The 15,379-nt window shown below is 41.8% G+C and carries 14 protein-coding genes; 6 read left to right on the top strand and 8 right to left on the bottom strand.

Going from position 1 to position 15,379, the window contains the following annotated elements; translation table 11 throughout:
- Nucleotides 1–92 precede the first annotated feature (92 nt).
- The 3 genes from V7K46_RS16790 (at nt 93) to V7K46_RS16780 (ending at nt 1,622) form a co-directional block, all read left to right on the top strand.
- A complete protein-coding gene (locus V7K46_RS16790) occupies nt 93–407 on the top strand; it encodes a type II toxin-antitoxin system TacA family antitoxin (protein WP_335115016.1) in 315 nt (104 codons plus the stop codon).
- Nucleotides 408–926 (top strand): GNAT family N-acetyltransferase, encoded by a 519-nt coding sequence (locus tag V7K46_RS16785; RefSeq protein WP_335115014.1) that lies wholly within the window; start codon nt 408–410, stop codon nt 924–926.
- Nucleotides 927–992: 66 nt separating this feature from the next.
- The gene (locus V7K46_RS16780; RefSeq protein ID WP_335115012.1) at nt 993–1,622 is read left to right on the top strand and encodes a Uma2 family endonuclease; all 630 of its coding nucleotides are present in this window, start codon (nt 993–995) and stop codon (nt 1,620–1,622) included.
- Nucleotides 1,623–1,673: 51 nt separating this feature from the next.
- Here the strand turns inward: V7K46_RS16780 and V7K46_RS16775 are convergent, their stop codons facing one another.
- From V7K46_RS16775 to V7K46_RS16745, 7 genes are all read right to left on the bottom strand, one after another.
- A complete protein-coding gene (locus V7K46_RS16775; protein ID WP_335115010.1) occupies nt 1,674–2,588 on the bottom strand; it encodes a glycine betaine ABC transporter substrate-binding protein in 915 nt (304 codons plus the stop codon).
- Between the two features lie 7 nt (nt 2,589–2,595).
- Nucleotides 2,596–3,228 (bottom strand): ABC transporter permease, encoded by a 633-nt coding sequence (locus V7K46_RS16770; RefSeq protein WP_335115008.1) that lies wholly within the window; start codon nt 3,226–3,228, stop codon nt 2,596–2,598.
- Nucleotides 3,225–3,983, bottom strand: a complete 759-nt coding sequence (locus V7K46_RS16765; protein ID WP_335115006.1) for an ATP-binding cassette domain-containing protein — start codon at nt 3,981–3,983, stop codon at nt 3,225–3,227. Before V7K46_RS16765 ends, V7K46_RS16770 begins: the two co-directional genes overlap by 4 nt.
- Before the next feature lie 598 nt (nt 3,984–4,581).
- Nucleotides 4,582–4,947 (bottom strand): hypothetical protein, encoded by a 366-nt coding sequence (locus tag V7K46_RS16760; protein ID WP_335115005.1) that lies wholly within the window; start codon nt 4,945–4,947, stop codon nt 4,582–4,584.
- A 940-nt stretch (nt 4,948–5,887) separates the two neighbouring features.
- Nucleotides 5,888–6,283, bottom strand: a complete 396-nt coding sequence (locus V7K46_RS16755) for a hypothetical protein (protein ID WP_335115004.1) — start codon at nt 6,281–6,283, stop codon at nt 5,888–5,890.
- A gap of 376 nt (nt 6,284–6,659) precedes the next feature.
- On the bottom strand, nt 6,660–6,851 hold the full coding sequence (locus V7K46_RS16750) for a hypothetical protein (RefSeq protein WP_335115002.1): 192 nt from the start codon (nt 6,849–6,851) through the stop codon (nt 6,660–6,662).
- 148 nt (nt 6,852–6,999) lie between these two features.
- Nucleotides 7,000–11,016 carry an NB-ARC domain-containing protein gene (locus tag V7K46_RS16745; RefSeq protein ID WP_335115000.1) on the bottom strand — a complete coding sequence of 1,339 codons (4,017 nt, stop codon included), beginning with the start codon at nt 11,014–11,016 and terminating at the stop codon, nt 7,000–7,002.
- A 168-nt stretch (nt 11,017–11,184) separates the two neighbouring features.
- Here V7K46_RS16745 and V7K46_RS16740 point away from each other — a divergent pair, with 168 nt between their 5' ends.
- From V7K46_RS16740 to V7K46_RS16730, 3 genes are all read left to right on the top strand, one after another.
- Nucleotides 11,185–11,412, top strand: a complete 228-nt coding sequence (locus V7K46_RS16740; protein WP_335114998.1) for a hypothetical protein — start codon at nt 11,185–11,187, stop codon at nt 11,410–11,412.
- A gap of 322 nt (nt 11,413–11,734) precedes the next feature.
- The gene (locus tag V7K46_RS16735) at nt 11,735–12,475 is read left to right on the top strand and encodes an S-layer homology domain-containing protein (RefSeq protein ID WP_335114996.1); all 741 of its coding nucleotides are present in this window, start codon (nt 11,735–11,737) and stop codon (nt 12,473–12,475) included.
- A 123-nt stretch (nt 12,476–12,598) separates the two neighbouring features.
- Nucleotides 12,599–13,213, top strand: a complete 615-nt coding sequence (locus V7K46_RS16730) for a hypothetical protein (protein ID WP_335114994.1) — start codon at nt 12,599–12,601, stop codon at nt 13,211–13,213.
- 180 nt (nt 13,214–13,393) lie between these two features.
- On the opposite strand, the gene V7K46_RS16725 is transcribed toward V7K46_RS16730, so the two are convergent.
- A complete protein-coding gene (locus tag V7K46_RS16725) occupies nt 13,394–15,322 on the bottom strand; it encodes an ABC-F family ATP-binding cassette domain-containing protein (protein ID WP_335114992.1) in 1,929 nt (642 codons plus the stop codon).
- Nucleotides 15,323–15,379 lie beyond the last annotated feature (57 nt).

The raw sequence follows: 15,379 nt of genomic DNA, 5'->3' as shown, positions 1-15,379 counted from the left end.
ATTTGTATCTATGTTTGTTACTATTAATTTGTAAGGACAAATGCCGTACACTGGATTTTTTTGGTAAACATTATTCTTATCACATAGAGGCTATGATGGCTAATACTCTGGCTCGAAGCCGCCGAGAAAATTTAACGCGCTCCAGAGATGAACGCCTGGAAGCTCGTATCAGCAAAGAACAAAAAGAAATTTTCCAGCGTGCTGCTGAGATTCAAGGTCGAACATTAACAGATTTTGTGATTAGCAGCGTTATGAATGTTGCCAAACAGATTATCCAGGAAAATGAAATGATGATTTTAAGCAGAGAAGACCAAGAAGTTTTTGTGGAAGCACTACTCAATCCACCAGAACCAAGTGCAAAATTAAAAACCGCAGCTCAACGCTATAAACAAAACATGGGTGTATAAGTGGCGTTATCTGATACTTTTGATGATTATTTAATAGAGCCGCTGGGAAAGCAAGACCGGGCGGCTTTTTCTTGCGATGTTGAAAAACTCGATATTTATTTAAAGCAGCAAGCAGGACAAGATGCCCGTAAACGGATGGCTGCTCCCTTTGTTTTAATTGAAAAAAGTTCTGGAATCGTTGCTGGGTATTACACACTATCATCAACAGGTATTAAATTTGATGAATTGCCAATTGAGATAACAAAGAAGCTGCCAAAATATCCAAATGTTCCTGCAACTCTTTTAGGTCGATTGGCAGTTGATAAAAACCATCGAAAAAAAGGGCTGGGGGAAATGCTGTTAATGGATGCACTATATCGCAGTCTACAAAGCGAAATTGCCACAATAGCTGTAGTGGTTGATGCCAAAGACGACGCAGCTCGCTCTTTTTATGAGCATTATAATTTTATTCAATTTCCTAATTTTCCTTATCGGCTGTTTCTGATGATGGAAACAATCAAAAAAATGTTTCATAAGTAATTTCAAATAACTTTTTAATGTATCTTGTAATCAACTGGCTAACTGAAATGGGTGAAACAGCCGAATATGGATACCGTAATTACACCACAAAGAATCGAGTTACCACCTGGTGCGGTGTTGAAACTTTTGGGAGACTGGCAAGACTATCAAGTATTGAGTCAACAATTAGGCGATCGCTCCTCGCCTCGGATTAAATATCGACCTGGAGAGATTTTACTGATGGCACCGCTACCAGAGCATGGAAGAGATGCGAGTTTGTTGGCAGATATTGCTAAGGTTTTGCTGGATCATTTAGAGCAAAGATACGACTCATTTACGCCCATCACCATGAGCTTACCAGAAATTAGTGGTATTGAACCAGACTATTGCTTTTACATTGAAAATTGGAGAGCAGTAGTAGGCAAAAAAAGAATTGATTGGCAATCAGATCCACCACCAGATTTAGCAATTGAAATAGATGTGACAAGCTACACCGATATTAATGATTTCTTACCTTATCGAGTGCCAGAGGTCTGGATATTAAAGAGTAATCAGTTATTAATTTATAGATTGCAAGCAGAAAGTTATCTGCTTACAGAAAGCAGCTACTTTCCTAATGTCAGAGAAATTGTACAGCAATGTGTCCAAATTGCAAACGAGCAAACAACAAGTGAAGCGATTCGGTGGTTAAGAAACTTTTTGCGTGAACAACATTAGACAAGCGGTAATAGTTAAACACGAAAAATGGTATAAGCGATTCCATCGTGCCTATGGTTGAGATGAACCTAATCCCTTAGATTTGCGAAAGTCGCGCACAACATCTTTAATATCTTGCAATTCGCCCTCAACTAAATAGTTTAATTGCCGCATTTCATCTGCCGAAATCTTTCCAGCAAGTTGAGCGATCGCTTTTCTTAATTCAGGATATTTTTTTAAAGTTTCTTGTCGAACAATTGGTGTAGCTTCGTAAGGAGGAAAATATTTTTTATCGTCCTTAAGTACAACTAAACCCAAGCGAGCAATCTGTCCGTCAGTAGAGTTACCTGCTACCATATCCACCTGTTTTTGAATCAAAGCCCGATATATTAAACCCAAGTCCATAATTTGGGGTGGTTTAGCAAAACGTAAATCGTAAGCTTTAGCTAATCCGGGAAAACCATCTTCCCGTTCTAAAAATTCGTAGCCGAAACCACCACGCCACTGCGGTGTATATTGAGTAGCTTCGGAGAGAGTTTGAATATTGTAGCGTTTGGCATCATTACCCCGGACAATCATCGCAAAAGTGTTTTCAAAACCCAAGCTTGGCATTACTTCCAGATTGAATTGTTGAGCATAAGCTTGCTTTAATCTTTCATAAACTTCTTTAGGATCATTAACTGCTTTTTGCTTCAGAATTCCAGTAAAAGCTGTGCCTGTATACTCAATATAGGCGTCAATTTTGCCAGCAGTAATAGCGCTATGACAAACAAAAGAACCACCCAAACGGAAACGACGATCCACTTTTAAATTAGTTGTAGCCTCAATTTGCTGTGCTAAAAGTTCACCTAAAATATCTTGTTCGGTAAAATCTTTGGAAGCAACGATAATATTGCCATTGCTACTACTATTTAAATTCGGTGTGCAGCTAGTGATTAGCAGTAAAAAAGCAAAAGTTAAAAAGCACAATGCTAAAAATCTTTTCATTATTAGCTTAATTTTTAATTTTTAATTTATTCTCCAACCAGCCAATTCCAAAGTCAGCCAGTAATGCAATTCCCGCCGCCGGAACTGCACCAGCTAAAATTAACTGATCGTTCACTACTGATATACCCCGAAAAATAAACACTCCTAAACCACCAGCACCAATTGCTGCTGCAATGGTTGCAATGCCAATGGCAATTACCGTTGCTACCCGCACTCCTGCTAAAATCACTCCCATTGCCAAGGGAATTTCAACTTGCAATAACAATTGTCTATCTGTCATCCCCATCCCTCTCCCAGCTTCCCGAATAGCTGGATCGACGCTAGTAATCCCTGTGTAAGTGTTACGAATTATCGGCAGCAAGGAATATACAATCAGGGCAACAATTGCTGGTACTGCGCCAATTCCGCCAATTATAGGAACCGGAATGAGTAAGCCAAACAGTGCCAAACTAGGAATAGTTTGCAGAATATTCGCTATGCCGAGAATTGGTTGGCGAAGATAGGTTTTACGTGTAATTAAAATACCTAAAGGAATGCCTACAAGTATAGCAATTCCGATCGCGATTCCTACCAAAAATAAGTGTTCTAGAGTATGCTGAAGAATTTCTGGGGCATACTTAACCAGGAAGAAATTTTTCATAAAGTGTCTTGGAAGGAACGCAGACATTGGAGAAAAGCTAGGCTTTCTGGGTGTTGCGATCGCATAAATTCATCTGTTGTCCCCAATACTACCAATTCTCCGCCATACATTAAACCAATTCTCGATGCCAAAACCAAAGCTTCTTGAATATCGTGGGTGACAAACACAACTGTTTTGCCTAACTCTTGCTGCAAACGTCGAAACTCTTGTTGAAGTTCTAGCCGCGTAATTGGATCGAGTGCGCCAAAGGGTTCATCCATCAACAACACTGGCGGATCTGCTGCTAAAGCCCTGGCTACACCAACTCTTTGCCTTTGTCCACCCGAAAGTTCGTGCGGGTAACGCCCTGCAAATTGTGCTGGTTCTAAACCCACCAATTGCAACAATTCATAAACCCGCGTTTTAATTTGTTTCGGTTGCCAACCTTCCAAAGCCGGGACTAAGCCCACATTGCGTTCTACAGTGAAATGGGGAAATAAACCAATTTCTTGAATTACGTAACCAATCTTGCGCCGCAGTTTAATTTCATCCCATTCAGTTGTCGGAATACTATCAAATAAAACTTCGCCTTGTGTGGGTGTGAATAGACGATTAATTAATTTCATTGTCGTGGTTTTGCCACTTCCACTGCGTCCGAGTAATACGAGTGCTTCTCCTTGGTGAATGGTGAAATTGAGATTTGACACCAATGGGCGATGATTCCGGCTAAAGGTGACATCACGGAATTCGACGGCGGTTTGGTTATTTTGCGGCATGAGTGGCTTTTGGTGGACGCTAGCTTGTTACTGGCTATATGTATTATGTGATGATTTTGCTAGCGTGCTAACGCCTAATTTGTCTTTATTAATTGGTTTATACCATTTTGGATTTAGGATTTTAGTATATAGCAATCCTAAATCATTTGTGAAATCTTCTCTTCTTACACTTTGCGCCCTACCCTGCGGGAAGCCACTTCGTGTCTATGCGTCCTTCTCTAACGAGACGCTGCGCGATTGCGGTTCGTTAAAAAAGATAATTTTTACAACTCAGATAAGATTTCTATATCTAAGGTGCGTTATGGCGCTAGCCTAACGCACCGTAATAGCTCAGAAAAACGGTTAGCCTAACGGCATAACACACCCTACTATCCTACTTTTAAGACTAAGACTTTCTATGCAGTTTTAGCATTCTCATCTAAGATTTGTTCTACAACATTTTTCAAGCGGCTCGACCTGATTTTGCGGGCGCGTTCGCTATTGCAAACACCACCCGCCATCTCTACTCACGGCTGTCTTTGCCGTACTTGATAGCAACCACCATCAGCTCTCAGAAAGCTGACTAAAGTTTTTTCCATCTCTTCAATTTCGTTTACTATTAACGCTGCCAATCATACATTAATCGTCCATGACGATCGCGCACAAGTTCCCATTCTCCATGACGATATCGTTGTCCGTGATAACGTATAGAGCGATAGTGTCGTCTATAATAATGTCGTCGATTTCGCTGGTGTCGATAATAATATTTTCCAGTCCTATGTCGTCTATGATAACGTCGTCGAGTGTGTCTGTGAGCTAACAAAAGCTCTTCACTTTGCTCTCCAACTAATTTTGTCTGTGCGTCAATGCTCTGTTGATTGAGAACATTATTTAGAGTATTATCCTTAGCTTCAGCTAAAGCAGGTGGATAAATGAAGGTTAATAGCAGCAACACAATTGAGGATAGCTTTTTGAAACGGTTCACGTCTTTGCTTTTCCTAAACTATTGGTAATATTTTTATTTAATACTTAAGTTGAATAATTATATAGTTCAGAGTTCACAAACTTGATGATTGCAAATGTCATAAAAGTACTTAATATGAAATGTAAAGATGCTTAACTACGACGGAAAATCAGGACAAATGAACACAACAGCACTCATACATTTTTAGCTTTACCATTAAAATACTAGATGTTATAGCTTGGCACTATATCGCTACAAGCTTTCAAAGCTGGCTATAGAATATTGATTTTTTCTAGATACCATACTCATCAATTGTCCGACTCTGAGATTTTCTGTTTCCTTAATAGTTTGAAACTTATAAAGGCTTACGGGATCTCAATGTTATTCATGATGAATTCGAACATGGTGCTGAACTGATGTTTGAGGAAAAAATTGGTATACGTGAAAGCGAGTTACAACAAATGTTGACTCCAAAATCTCAGCTAGCTATCTTTCGTCCCTTAAAACCAATAGATCCATTTAAGCCAGACTGTAGCAGTAAAGAAATTATGGATGAAGGAGCAAAAATAATGAGTGGCGACGTGTGTTATTGAAAAACTTTAAATGCTTCAGTCCAAAAGGGGAGCTTTGCGTAAAGCACGAAACTTGAGGTGAATATTATTATATAACAGTATTTAATATGCCTAAACCGGAGACAACAGTAAAAGTCTCCTATATACTATATAACTTATTTCTCTCAAAAACTGCTCTGGCTTCCGTCTAGAGCAGTTTTATATTGTACGGTAGAAGCCAGATTTTAAACTATACCCAATGGTGAATCATCTAACAGTAGCTGGCAGCAATCAAAATTTTATTACTACTGAAGATGCTTGTGTCAAACTTAAGCATTTTTATCCGGTTTTTAAAACCGACGATATAGATAACTCTAATGCAACAACATTTTAGGCTTGCTGTGCCACGACTATGCAGTTTTACTATTTTCATCTAATGCTTGTTCTGCAACATTTTTCAAGCGGCTCGACCTGATTTTACGGGCGCGATCGCTATTGCGAACACCACCCGCCATCTCATACTCACGGCTGTCTTTGCCGTACTTGATAGCAACCACCATCAACATCTTCTCAGAAAGCTGACTCAAGTTTTTTTCCATCTCTTCAATTTCAGTTCTAGAAGAGTCAACCATAGACAGAGCAGTATTATAAACATCAAGTTTGTTACGTAACTGCTCAATTGACTCAATCAGTTTTTCCAGACTATAATTTTCATCAAATTTGATGTTTGGAACAATCGATTTCAGTCCAGCGGATCTTAACTGAGCTTTTTCTAAAACGCGGGATGTACGTTTTTGACGAGACATAAATTTATTCCTTTAAAATGCTTATATAGCTAGCTTGCCTTAATGAAACCGCATTCCGGTTCAGCAGAACTCGCAATTTTTCTCATAAAATTTTTAGGTGATACCAGTAATTTTTCGGTATTTAATCATTAAATGTTGATTTCTGTAGAAATAATTGTCTAAGTTTCATAAAAGTTTTAAGGCAGACCGCTCCCGGCACGAGGAAGACCGCCCCCGGCACGAGGAAGACCGCTCCCGGCACGAGGAAGACCGCTCCCGGCACGAGGCAGACCGCTCCCGGCACGAGGCAGACCGCTCCCGTCACGAGGCAGACCGCTCCCGGCACGAGGAAGACCGCTCCCGTTTGTTGGGGAGTGCGTAGAGGCGCGATTTCTTGTTAGATATCGCTGCGTAGGCAAAACAACAACAGGCGATCGCAGTTTGTAGAAGGGCGATCGCTCATCGACAGTCTAGACAATTTCTGTGATGATTTTATGATTAATTGCGATCGCCCACTCATGGACACCAGAGAGAGTTTGTAAATTCGATACCTGCTTGATGGTTGAGTAGCTGTAAAAGGCGATCGCACTTCGCTTAAAACTATAGATCCTGCATCCCCTTATACCAATTGACCAAAATCAGGCTACAGATGCAAGTTAAATCTAACTTTCTTAAATTACAAATTAGGTTGCCGAGCGACCTGTACTGAGCGAAGTCGAAGTAAGCCGAGGTACGAATTATTTCCACCATCGCCCCACATCCACAATCGCATGAGCAATTTCTACCGTTGCTACTTCACCACCTAATGCAAAGATAACTGGAAACAATACTTTGATATCTTGCAGCAAATTAGAGCGAGTGCGAAGGGATAGCTGATGAAGTGTATCTTGCCAGAGAGGGAAAAGTTTGGCATTTGGCATTTGTGACAAACTGTCAGCTAAGGCACTCAAGGCATAGGCACGAGAAGACTCAGACTGAATTGCCCTGGCAGCAGCAAGGGCTTCTGGCAATAACTCTGGTGGCAGTTTCTCAGCTAAGGCACTCAAGGCTATGGCACGAGAAGACTCAAACTGAATTGCCCTGGCAGCAGCAAGGGCTTCTGGCAATATATCTGGCAGTTTCTCAGCTAAGGCACTCAAGGCTATGGCAGGAGAATACTCATCCTGAATTGCCCTGGCAGCAGCAAGGGCTTCTGGCAATATATCTGGCAGTTTGTCAGCTAAAACACTCAAGGCATTGGCACGATTCGACTTATCCTGAATCGCCCTGGCAGCAGCAAGGGCTTCTGGCAATATATCTGGCAGTTTGTCAGCTAAAACACTCAAGGCATAGGCACGATTCGACTTATCCTGAATCGCCCTGACAACAGCAAGGGCCTCTGGCAATATATCTGGCAGTTTGTCAGCTAAGGCACTCAAGGCATAGGCACGAGAATACTCATCCTGAATCGCCCTGGCAGCAGCAAGGGCTTCTGGCAATATATCTGGCAGTTTGTCAGCTAAAACACTCAAGGCATTGGCACGAGAATACTCATCCTGAATCGCCCTGGCAGCAGCAAGGGCTTCTGGCAATATATCTGGCAGTTTGTCAGCTAAGGCTCTCAAGGCTTCGGCACGATAATCCTCATTCTGAATCGCCCTGGCAGCAGCAAGGGCTTCTAGCAATAATTCTGGTGGCAGTTTCTCAGCTAAGGCACTCAAGGCTATGGCACGATAATCCTCATCCTGAATCGCCCTGACAACAGCAAGGGCCTCTGGCAATATATCTGGCAGTTTGTCAGCTAAGGCACTCAAGGCATTGGCACGATTCGACTTATCCTGAATCGCCTTGGCAACAGTAAGGGCTTCTGGCAATATATCTGGCAGTTTGTCAGCTAAGGCACTCAAGGCATCAGCACGATAATCCTCATCCTGAATCGCCCTGGCAGCAGCAAGGGCTTCTGGCAGTATATCTGGCAGTTTGTCAGCTAAGGCTCTTAAGGCATCGGCACGAGCAAACTTCTTCTGAATCTCCCTGGCAGCAGCAAGGGCTTCTGGCAATAAGTTTGGTGGCAGTTTTTCAGCTAAGGCTCTCAAGACATAGGCACGAAAAGACTCGTCTTGAATCTCCCTAGTAGCAGCAAGGGCTTCTGGCAATATATCTGGCAGTTTCTCAGCTAAGGCTCTTAAGGCATAGGCACGAAAAGACTCGTCTTGAATCTCCCTGGTAGCAGCAAGGGCTTCTGGCAATAACTCTGGCAGTTTCTCAGCTAAGGCTCTCAAGACATAAGCACGATTCGACTCATTCTGAATCGCCCTGACAGCAGCAAGGGCTTCTGGCAATAACTCTGGCAGTTTCTCAGCTAAGGCACTCAAGGCATTGGCACGAGAATCCTCATCCCGGATCGCCCTGGTAGCAGCAAGGGCTTCTGGCAATAACTCTGGCAGTTTCTCCGCTAAGGCTCTCAAAGCATTGGCACGATAATACTTATCCTGAATCTCCCTGGCAGCAGCAAGGGCTTCTGGCAATAACTCTGGTGGCAGTTTCTCAGCTAAGGCTCTCAAGGCTTTGGCACGATAATTCTCATCCTGAATCTCCCTGGCAGCAGCAAGGGCTTCTGGCAATAACTCTGGTGGCAGTTTCTCAGCTAAGGCTCTCAAGGCTTTGGCACGATAATACTTATCCTGAATCTCCCTGGCAGCAGCAAGGGCTTTTTGCAGTGCTAATTTTTGAAAATTTGGTGGCAAATAATTGACTAGTTGTGTCAGCGAGTTGACTTTCTCCTGTGGCTTTGGGTTTTGTAGAGCGTAAGCTAGTCCTTGTTCGGGAGTCCAGATATTATTTTTGACTAGTGCCACCAGCAGTTCTGCTGATAAATTAGCTGCCAAACTATTAAAGGAAGCAGTAATTAAAGCATAATGACACTGCCAACTTACAATTTGCGGCAGAGTTGATTCATTCCAATTCGCTTCTGCTAGTTCCCAGGCACGAGAAATATCTGTGATGTAACCGCCAGTTTGTGCCAATTGTTCTCGCGCTTCATACCAGCCATTGCTTCCAGTTGCAGACTCTTCCTGCAATAACTGGTGAATCTCTTCTAACTGTCCAGCCTTTTCCAAATGCCAAACTAAATACTGATGAATGTAACCATCATCGAGTAAAGTATGCCATAAACCATTCTGTGTTTTCTGCCGATACTTCTTTAAAAAAGCAGCGTGAACATCAGCAAGGTTTAAACCCAACCCAGCCAAATCTCCTCGGCGCTTAGGCTGGGAGGGAGCAGTTAACAAATTACAAGCTAAATCGTGGAATAAGTCATGTAAGCGATAGCTAGGCATACCATCAGCAAGCGGTACTCCTGTTAATAGCAATGCTTTATTCCGTAAATATTGCAACATCTTGGCAGCATCACGCTTATCCATCTGCCACAGCGTTGCCGCCATCATCTTATTAATGTTGACATCCTCCGGCAATACCCCTAACCAAGAGAAATGCTGCTGCTTTTCTGGTGGCATTCTTTTGACACTCAAATTTAATGATGCGGTTAAACTCAGGCGTTTTAAACTAGCCTCATCAGTAATTTCTTCGGCTTCCGGTCGGTCAAAACTTGTTAATCTGGCTATTTCTTGCTGAATATCCGCCAACAGTTCATTCCAAGTCGTACCACAGGCAACTTCGGCGGCTGCAAGTTCCAATGCTAAAGGAAGATAACCAACGCCTTTGGCTAAGTTTTCTGCTGAGTGACGTTCTATGCCTGTAATCTCGCGTCTTAATTTCTTCGTCAGCAATTCCATTGCCTGGTCTGGTTTCATTATATCCAGGCTGTAGATGCTGGCTGCTAAGGCATCGGCAATATGACCTTCACGAGTAGTTACTAAAACTTGACAACGCGCCCCACCAAAATTAAACGCTTGTGCATCTTCGGTATTCCAAGCATCATCCACCACCAGCAACACAGCCTTGTCATAAAGCAGAGTCCGCAAATGCGAGGAAGTTGCTTCAACACTTGTAGGCTTAAAGCTATAGTCTCCTAATGCTTGCACCCAGCCACTAAGTAAAGCCAGCACATTGGGTTGTTGACCTAATGTTGCCCAAAGAATGCCATCACCAAAACGAGATTGTATTTCTGCATTATGGGCTAAAGCCGCAGCTAAAGTAGATTTGCCCACCGAACCCAAACCGTGAATCGCAGTAATTACCAAAGTGCGACTATCAGACGATGAACCATTTAAAAGACGAGTCTTTAAATCATCGCTATACTCTGGGCGTTCTACAAAGTATGTGGGTAAAGGTGGCGCTTGAAATAGAGTAAGTTTAATTTGGGGTACAGTAGCAACACCCTCATCTTGGGTGGAATTGGCTGCTAATTTTTTCGATTTCTTTGGTCTTTTGTTTTCCCACGCTTCATCAAACCCTTTCAGGTTCTTCTCTCTATCTTTTGACCATAGCTTTAAAGTAAAGCGCCAGTCATCAGAACCTTGAGTTTGGAGACGGTTATCTTCCAGAATCTTCAAAAAATCCTTCAGCAAATTCAGCGCTTCTCGAATTTGCGCTTTAGTTAACTTGCCAGGATATTTGTCTTTTTGAGTCAGCAACTCCAACACGACTAACGTAGTCTGCACAGTCAGCTTGGGGTTAGCGCTGTCTGCTTCTTTCCAGTCAAACTCAATTTTAAAGTTACCTTCTTCAAATTCTCCATCAGCAAAACAAAGCAACGCCTCTAGTAGACGCTTGACTCGCTTTTGAATCTGAGGCCCATAGGTAGTTCGTGGCATTACATCCAAAAAATTGAGTAAGAAGTTTGAGGCTACCCCATATCGAAACTACCACCCCAAACTCATGTAATCCAGATTCTAAGGCATTTTCAGCAAGACTAGGGTATTTGCTTAGGGACACAACCCCAAAGAGAACCTGTATCTATCAACTCTTTGGGGTACAAACAAATGCAAGGTAAGCGTCAAAATATTCTCGGTAAAACTATTGCTTTGTTGCTGGCAATGCAACTATTCTTAATTGGTTTACAAGCTAAAAGCCAGATTGACCAAGGTAACTCAACCCTTGAGGCGTTAACCTGGATGATTCAACAATATATTCCAGTGCTGGTTAAATTTCGTAGCTTGCAGGATAAAAGGGAGAAAAACGATTCTCCAAAGATTAAAAGTAAAAGATGAAGTCGTAGGGTGTGTTAGGCAAAACACCGTAACGCACCACACTAGATATTTAAATGGTGCGTTGCGCCTTGCGACAACGCACCCTACATTGCAATACTGCTCGGTTAAGGCTAAAAAATAAAATAGCGCTAAGGAAAAATTCAGGGTTTGAAACCCAGGTCGGTGGGTTTTGTCTTTATAGCCGCGACTTCTAGTCACTCAGCGAGTTTATAAATATCTTCTAAAAGCGATCGCAATTTCAGGTATAACTAATAACTTTAAGAAACCTTCTAAAATAGAGCAACGTCTACAATAATAAGCATTTAATTTATGATAAAACCTTATGCTCAAACCTATTTTTAACTTCTTTTTGAGTGATATAACTACCAAAACTTTTGGAAATGTTACTGCCATTATATTGTTATGCGCTTTTAGCACTAAACCAGTACTTGCTAACGTGCCTATAAGCTTTACCGATATTAACAATGATGTATATGCCAAAGAGATTCAAGAGGCTGTTCAAACAGGGATTATTGCAGGCTTCACTTCTAATAATACATTCCGTCCCACGTTAGAATTAACACGAGAACAGATGCTGTCGATGGTAATAAACGCGCTCAGTAAGCTATCCGTCAGTCCTTTGACAGTACCACACGACCCACCACCAGCAGCAGGAAACTTATTGAAAGTGACCAGCAAACCTTACCGGGATGTAAAGGTAACTCGTTGGAGTGCTGCAATGATTGCGTGGGCAAAATTAAACGGGATTATACTCGGCTATTCTGATGGTACTTTTCGTCCTAGCCAAATAGTAACCCGTGCTGAGTTGATGGCGGTATTGCATAAAGCGGCTGAATATGGGCAAGATGGCGGAAGTTCAAGTATAGGAGCCAAGCAGCAGGCAGTAGCTTTTAGTGATATATCTAATCATTGGGCGGAGAATTCGATTAAAGAAATGTCTGCTTACTGCGGTGTCGCTTCTCCATTAAATGAAACAGGAAATGCCTTTTCTCCTAATCTTGCGGCAAAGCGCAATTATGCAGCAGCTGCCACATTACGGATGCTCAACTGTTTTAAGAGGTAAGATCAATTATAGCCAGGGTAAGCTCAACTCTGCGTTGTTTGATGTATTAAAAGCAAGAGTAAGCAATAGTTCTGTTAAGAATAATTGTAGAGTAGTGTATGCCATCCACACTAAAACTGCTGTATGAGTCGTCCCCGAATCATTCAACCCGGTCAAAGTTATACATTCAGCAAATATTTTGAGCTGCCGTTTTCTCCAGAAGATATTCTTGCTGAACTTAGCTGTTCGTATCAACGCGAACGGTTGCAATTACCAAAAACAGAATTTAACTCTGAGATAATTGCAGAATTACAGCGAGTAATTGAGCGTAATCTCCGACGCGTCAAGCTACTTAGTGAAGATGCACGCAAGCAAGCAATTATCGCACCAATATTACTAGAGGTTTGCGAAATTGCCCAAACCCAATTAAATATTGAGTATCCCATTAGTGTTAGTGACCAACTAAAAGGCAGCTTGGATTACTACATTGATAAAGGTAAGGGATTATTAGTAATTGAAGCGAAACAAGCAGATTTAAGTAGAGGCTTTACACAATTAGCAGTTGAGTTGATTGCACTCGATCAATGGATAAATTCAGAATTGCCAGTTCTTTATGGGGCAGTAAGTACTGGTGAAGATTGGCGATTTGCAATATATAACCGTCAGGAAAAACAGATAACGGAAGACCTCAAATTATATCGGGTTCCTGAAGAATTAACTGAGTTAACTCATATTTTAGTTGGCATATTGAGCAATTAGATTTTACATCTTGCAGCGAATAGCGAATAGTACCGGGCGAATGGAATTCGCGGCTACACAAACAAAGTCCGCCGACGCGGACTAATAAAAAATCAAGGGTTTGAACCCACGCAGGTGGGTTTTGTATATGTAGACGCGATTTCTAATCGCTAGGTATTTGCAAACGTGAAATGCTTACTATTAAGACTCCATCTCTGCCAATTCTAACCAGCGTTCAGTCGCCACATCGATCGCTTGCTTGAGATTTTCCACCTGTTCATACAATTTCTGTACTTGGCTATAATTCCCCGGTGAGACATTTGCTAGTGTTTTCTCGGTTTCTGCTTTCTGGACCTCTAACTGGGCAATTTTCCCTTCCAATTGCTCAAATTCTTTTTTTTCCCAATTGGATAACCTGCGCCGCTTTGTATTCTCTACATCTTTGGGTGCAGACGCACCATTTTGGGCTTCGACATTTTTAGGCTTCTCTTTAGCATTAGCAGCTTGTTGCTGTGCCTCTTCAGCCTTCTTATAGTCCAGATAAACTGAGTAATTACCTGGATATTGCCGGAGATTACCAGCTTCCTCAAAGGAAAATACTGTGTCGATGGTGCGATCGAGAAAGTAGCGATCGTGAGAAACTACAATTACACACCCGGCAAAATCCTCTAAATAATCCTCTAGTACTGCCAATGTCTGCACATCTAAATCGTTTGTCGGTTCATCTAAAATCAAGACATTGGGCGCACTCATCAGAACCCTCAACAAAAATAAACGGCGTTTTTCACCACCCGAAAGTTTATGAATTGGGGCATACTGTTGATTACCAGGAAACAAAAACCGCTCCAACATTTGGGAAGCAGTAATTTGAGTACCATCGGTAATTTTGACAAACTCTCCTTCCTCTTTGATATAGTCAATCACGCGCTGATTTTCGTTTAAGGCTGTGAGCAATTCTTCAGAATGCTGGTCAAAATAACCGATGTGAATTGTAGTACCAATTTCTGCAATGCCAGAATCTGGCTTAACCCGGCCAGTAATCATATCCATTAATGTGGATTTACCTGCACCGTTAGCGCCGATGATGCCGATGCGGTCTTCTGGGCTAAATTCGTAGGTAAAATTATTGATGAGGGTACGTCCATTGTATGCTTTAGAAATGTTATCTAATTCAATAACCTTTTTCCCAATGCGACGACCAACTGTAGAAATATCAACTTTCCCCTGAACTTGTTTAAATTCAGTATCCCGCAGAGCATGAGCGCGGTCAATTCTAGCTTTCTGCTTAGTACTTCTAGCTTTCGGTCCTTTTTTGAGCCATTCCAACTCGCGGCGCAACAAGCCTTGATGTTTACGTTGACTACTTACAGCAGATTCTTCAGCTAAAGCTTTCTTTTCCAGGTAATATGAATAGTTACCTGTATAGGTGTAAATGTCGCCTCGGTCGATTTCAATGATCCGATTGGTAACACGATCCAAAAAGTAGCGATCGTGGGTGATCAGAAAAAGTGCGCCGCGATAGCGATTTAAATAACTTTGCAACCATTCAACAGAAAGAGCATCAAGATGGTTTGTCGGCTCATCCATGAGCAAAATATCGGGTTCTGCTAGCAACGCTGATGCTAGAGCAATACGCTTGCGATAACCTCCAGATAAAGTGCCTATTTTAGCATCAAAGTCAGAAATTCCTAATTTTGTGAGGATGATTTTAGCGTTGGTTTCTAATTCCCAAGCACCACTCGTATCCATCCGTTGCATCACCACAGAAAGGCGAGACATCAGTTGGCTATCATCTGGATAGTGAACCAATTTATCTGACAGTTCTTCATACTCACGCACCAAAGCTGTATGTTCGCCACTGTCAGCGAAAACTTGCTCTAAAACTGTGTGATTTTCATCTAAATCTGGCTGCTGAGGTAAGTAGATAATTTTAGAACCAGAGTTGACTAAAACTTGACCGCTATCAATGGTTTCTAACCCAGCGATCATTTTTAATAAGGTTGATTTCCCAGAACCGTTAGTACCAATCAAACCAACTTTATCGGTAGCATCGAGGCTAAAGCTAGCATCTTTTAAAATTTCCTTGATGCCAAAGTCTTTTGTTACTGATTGTAATGTAATAATACTCATAATATTTAAGTCATTAATTATTTTTCATTAGTGAGTAGGCAAGGCACATACCCTACC

The organism is Nostoc sp., assembly GCF_036917395.1.
Classification (GTDB): Bacteria; Cyanobacteriota; Cyanobacteriia; order Cyanobacteriales; family Nostocaceae; genus Nostoc.
This window is presented reverse-complemented; position numbering and strand designations above follow the sequence as displayed.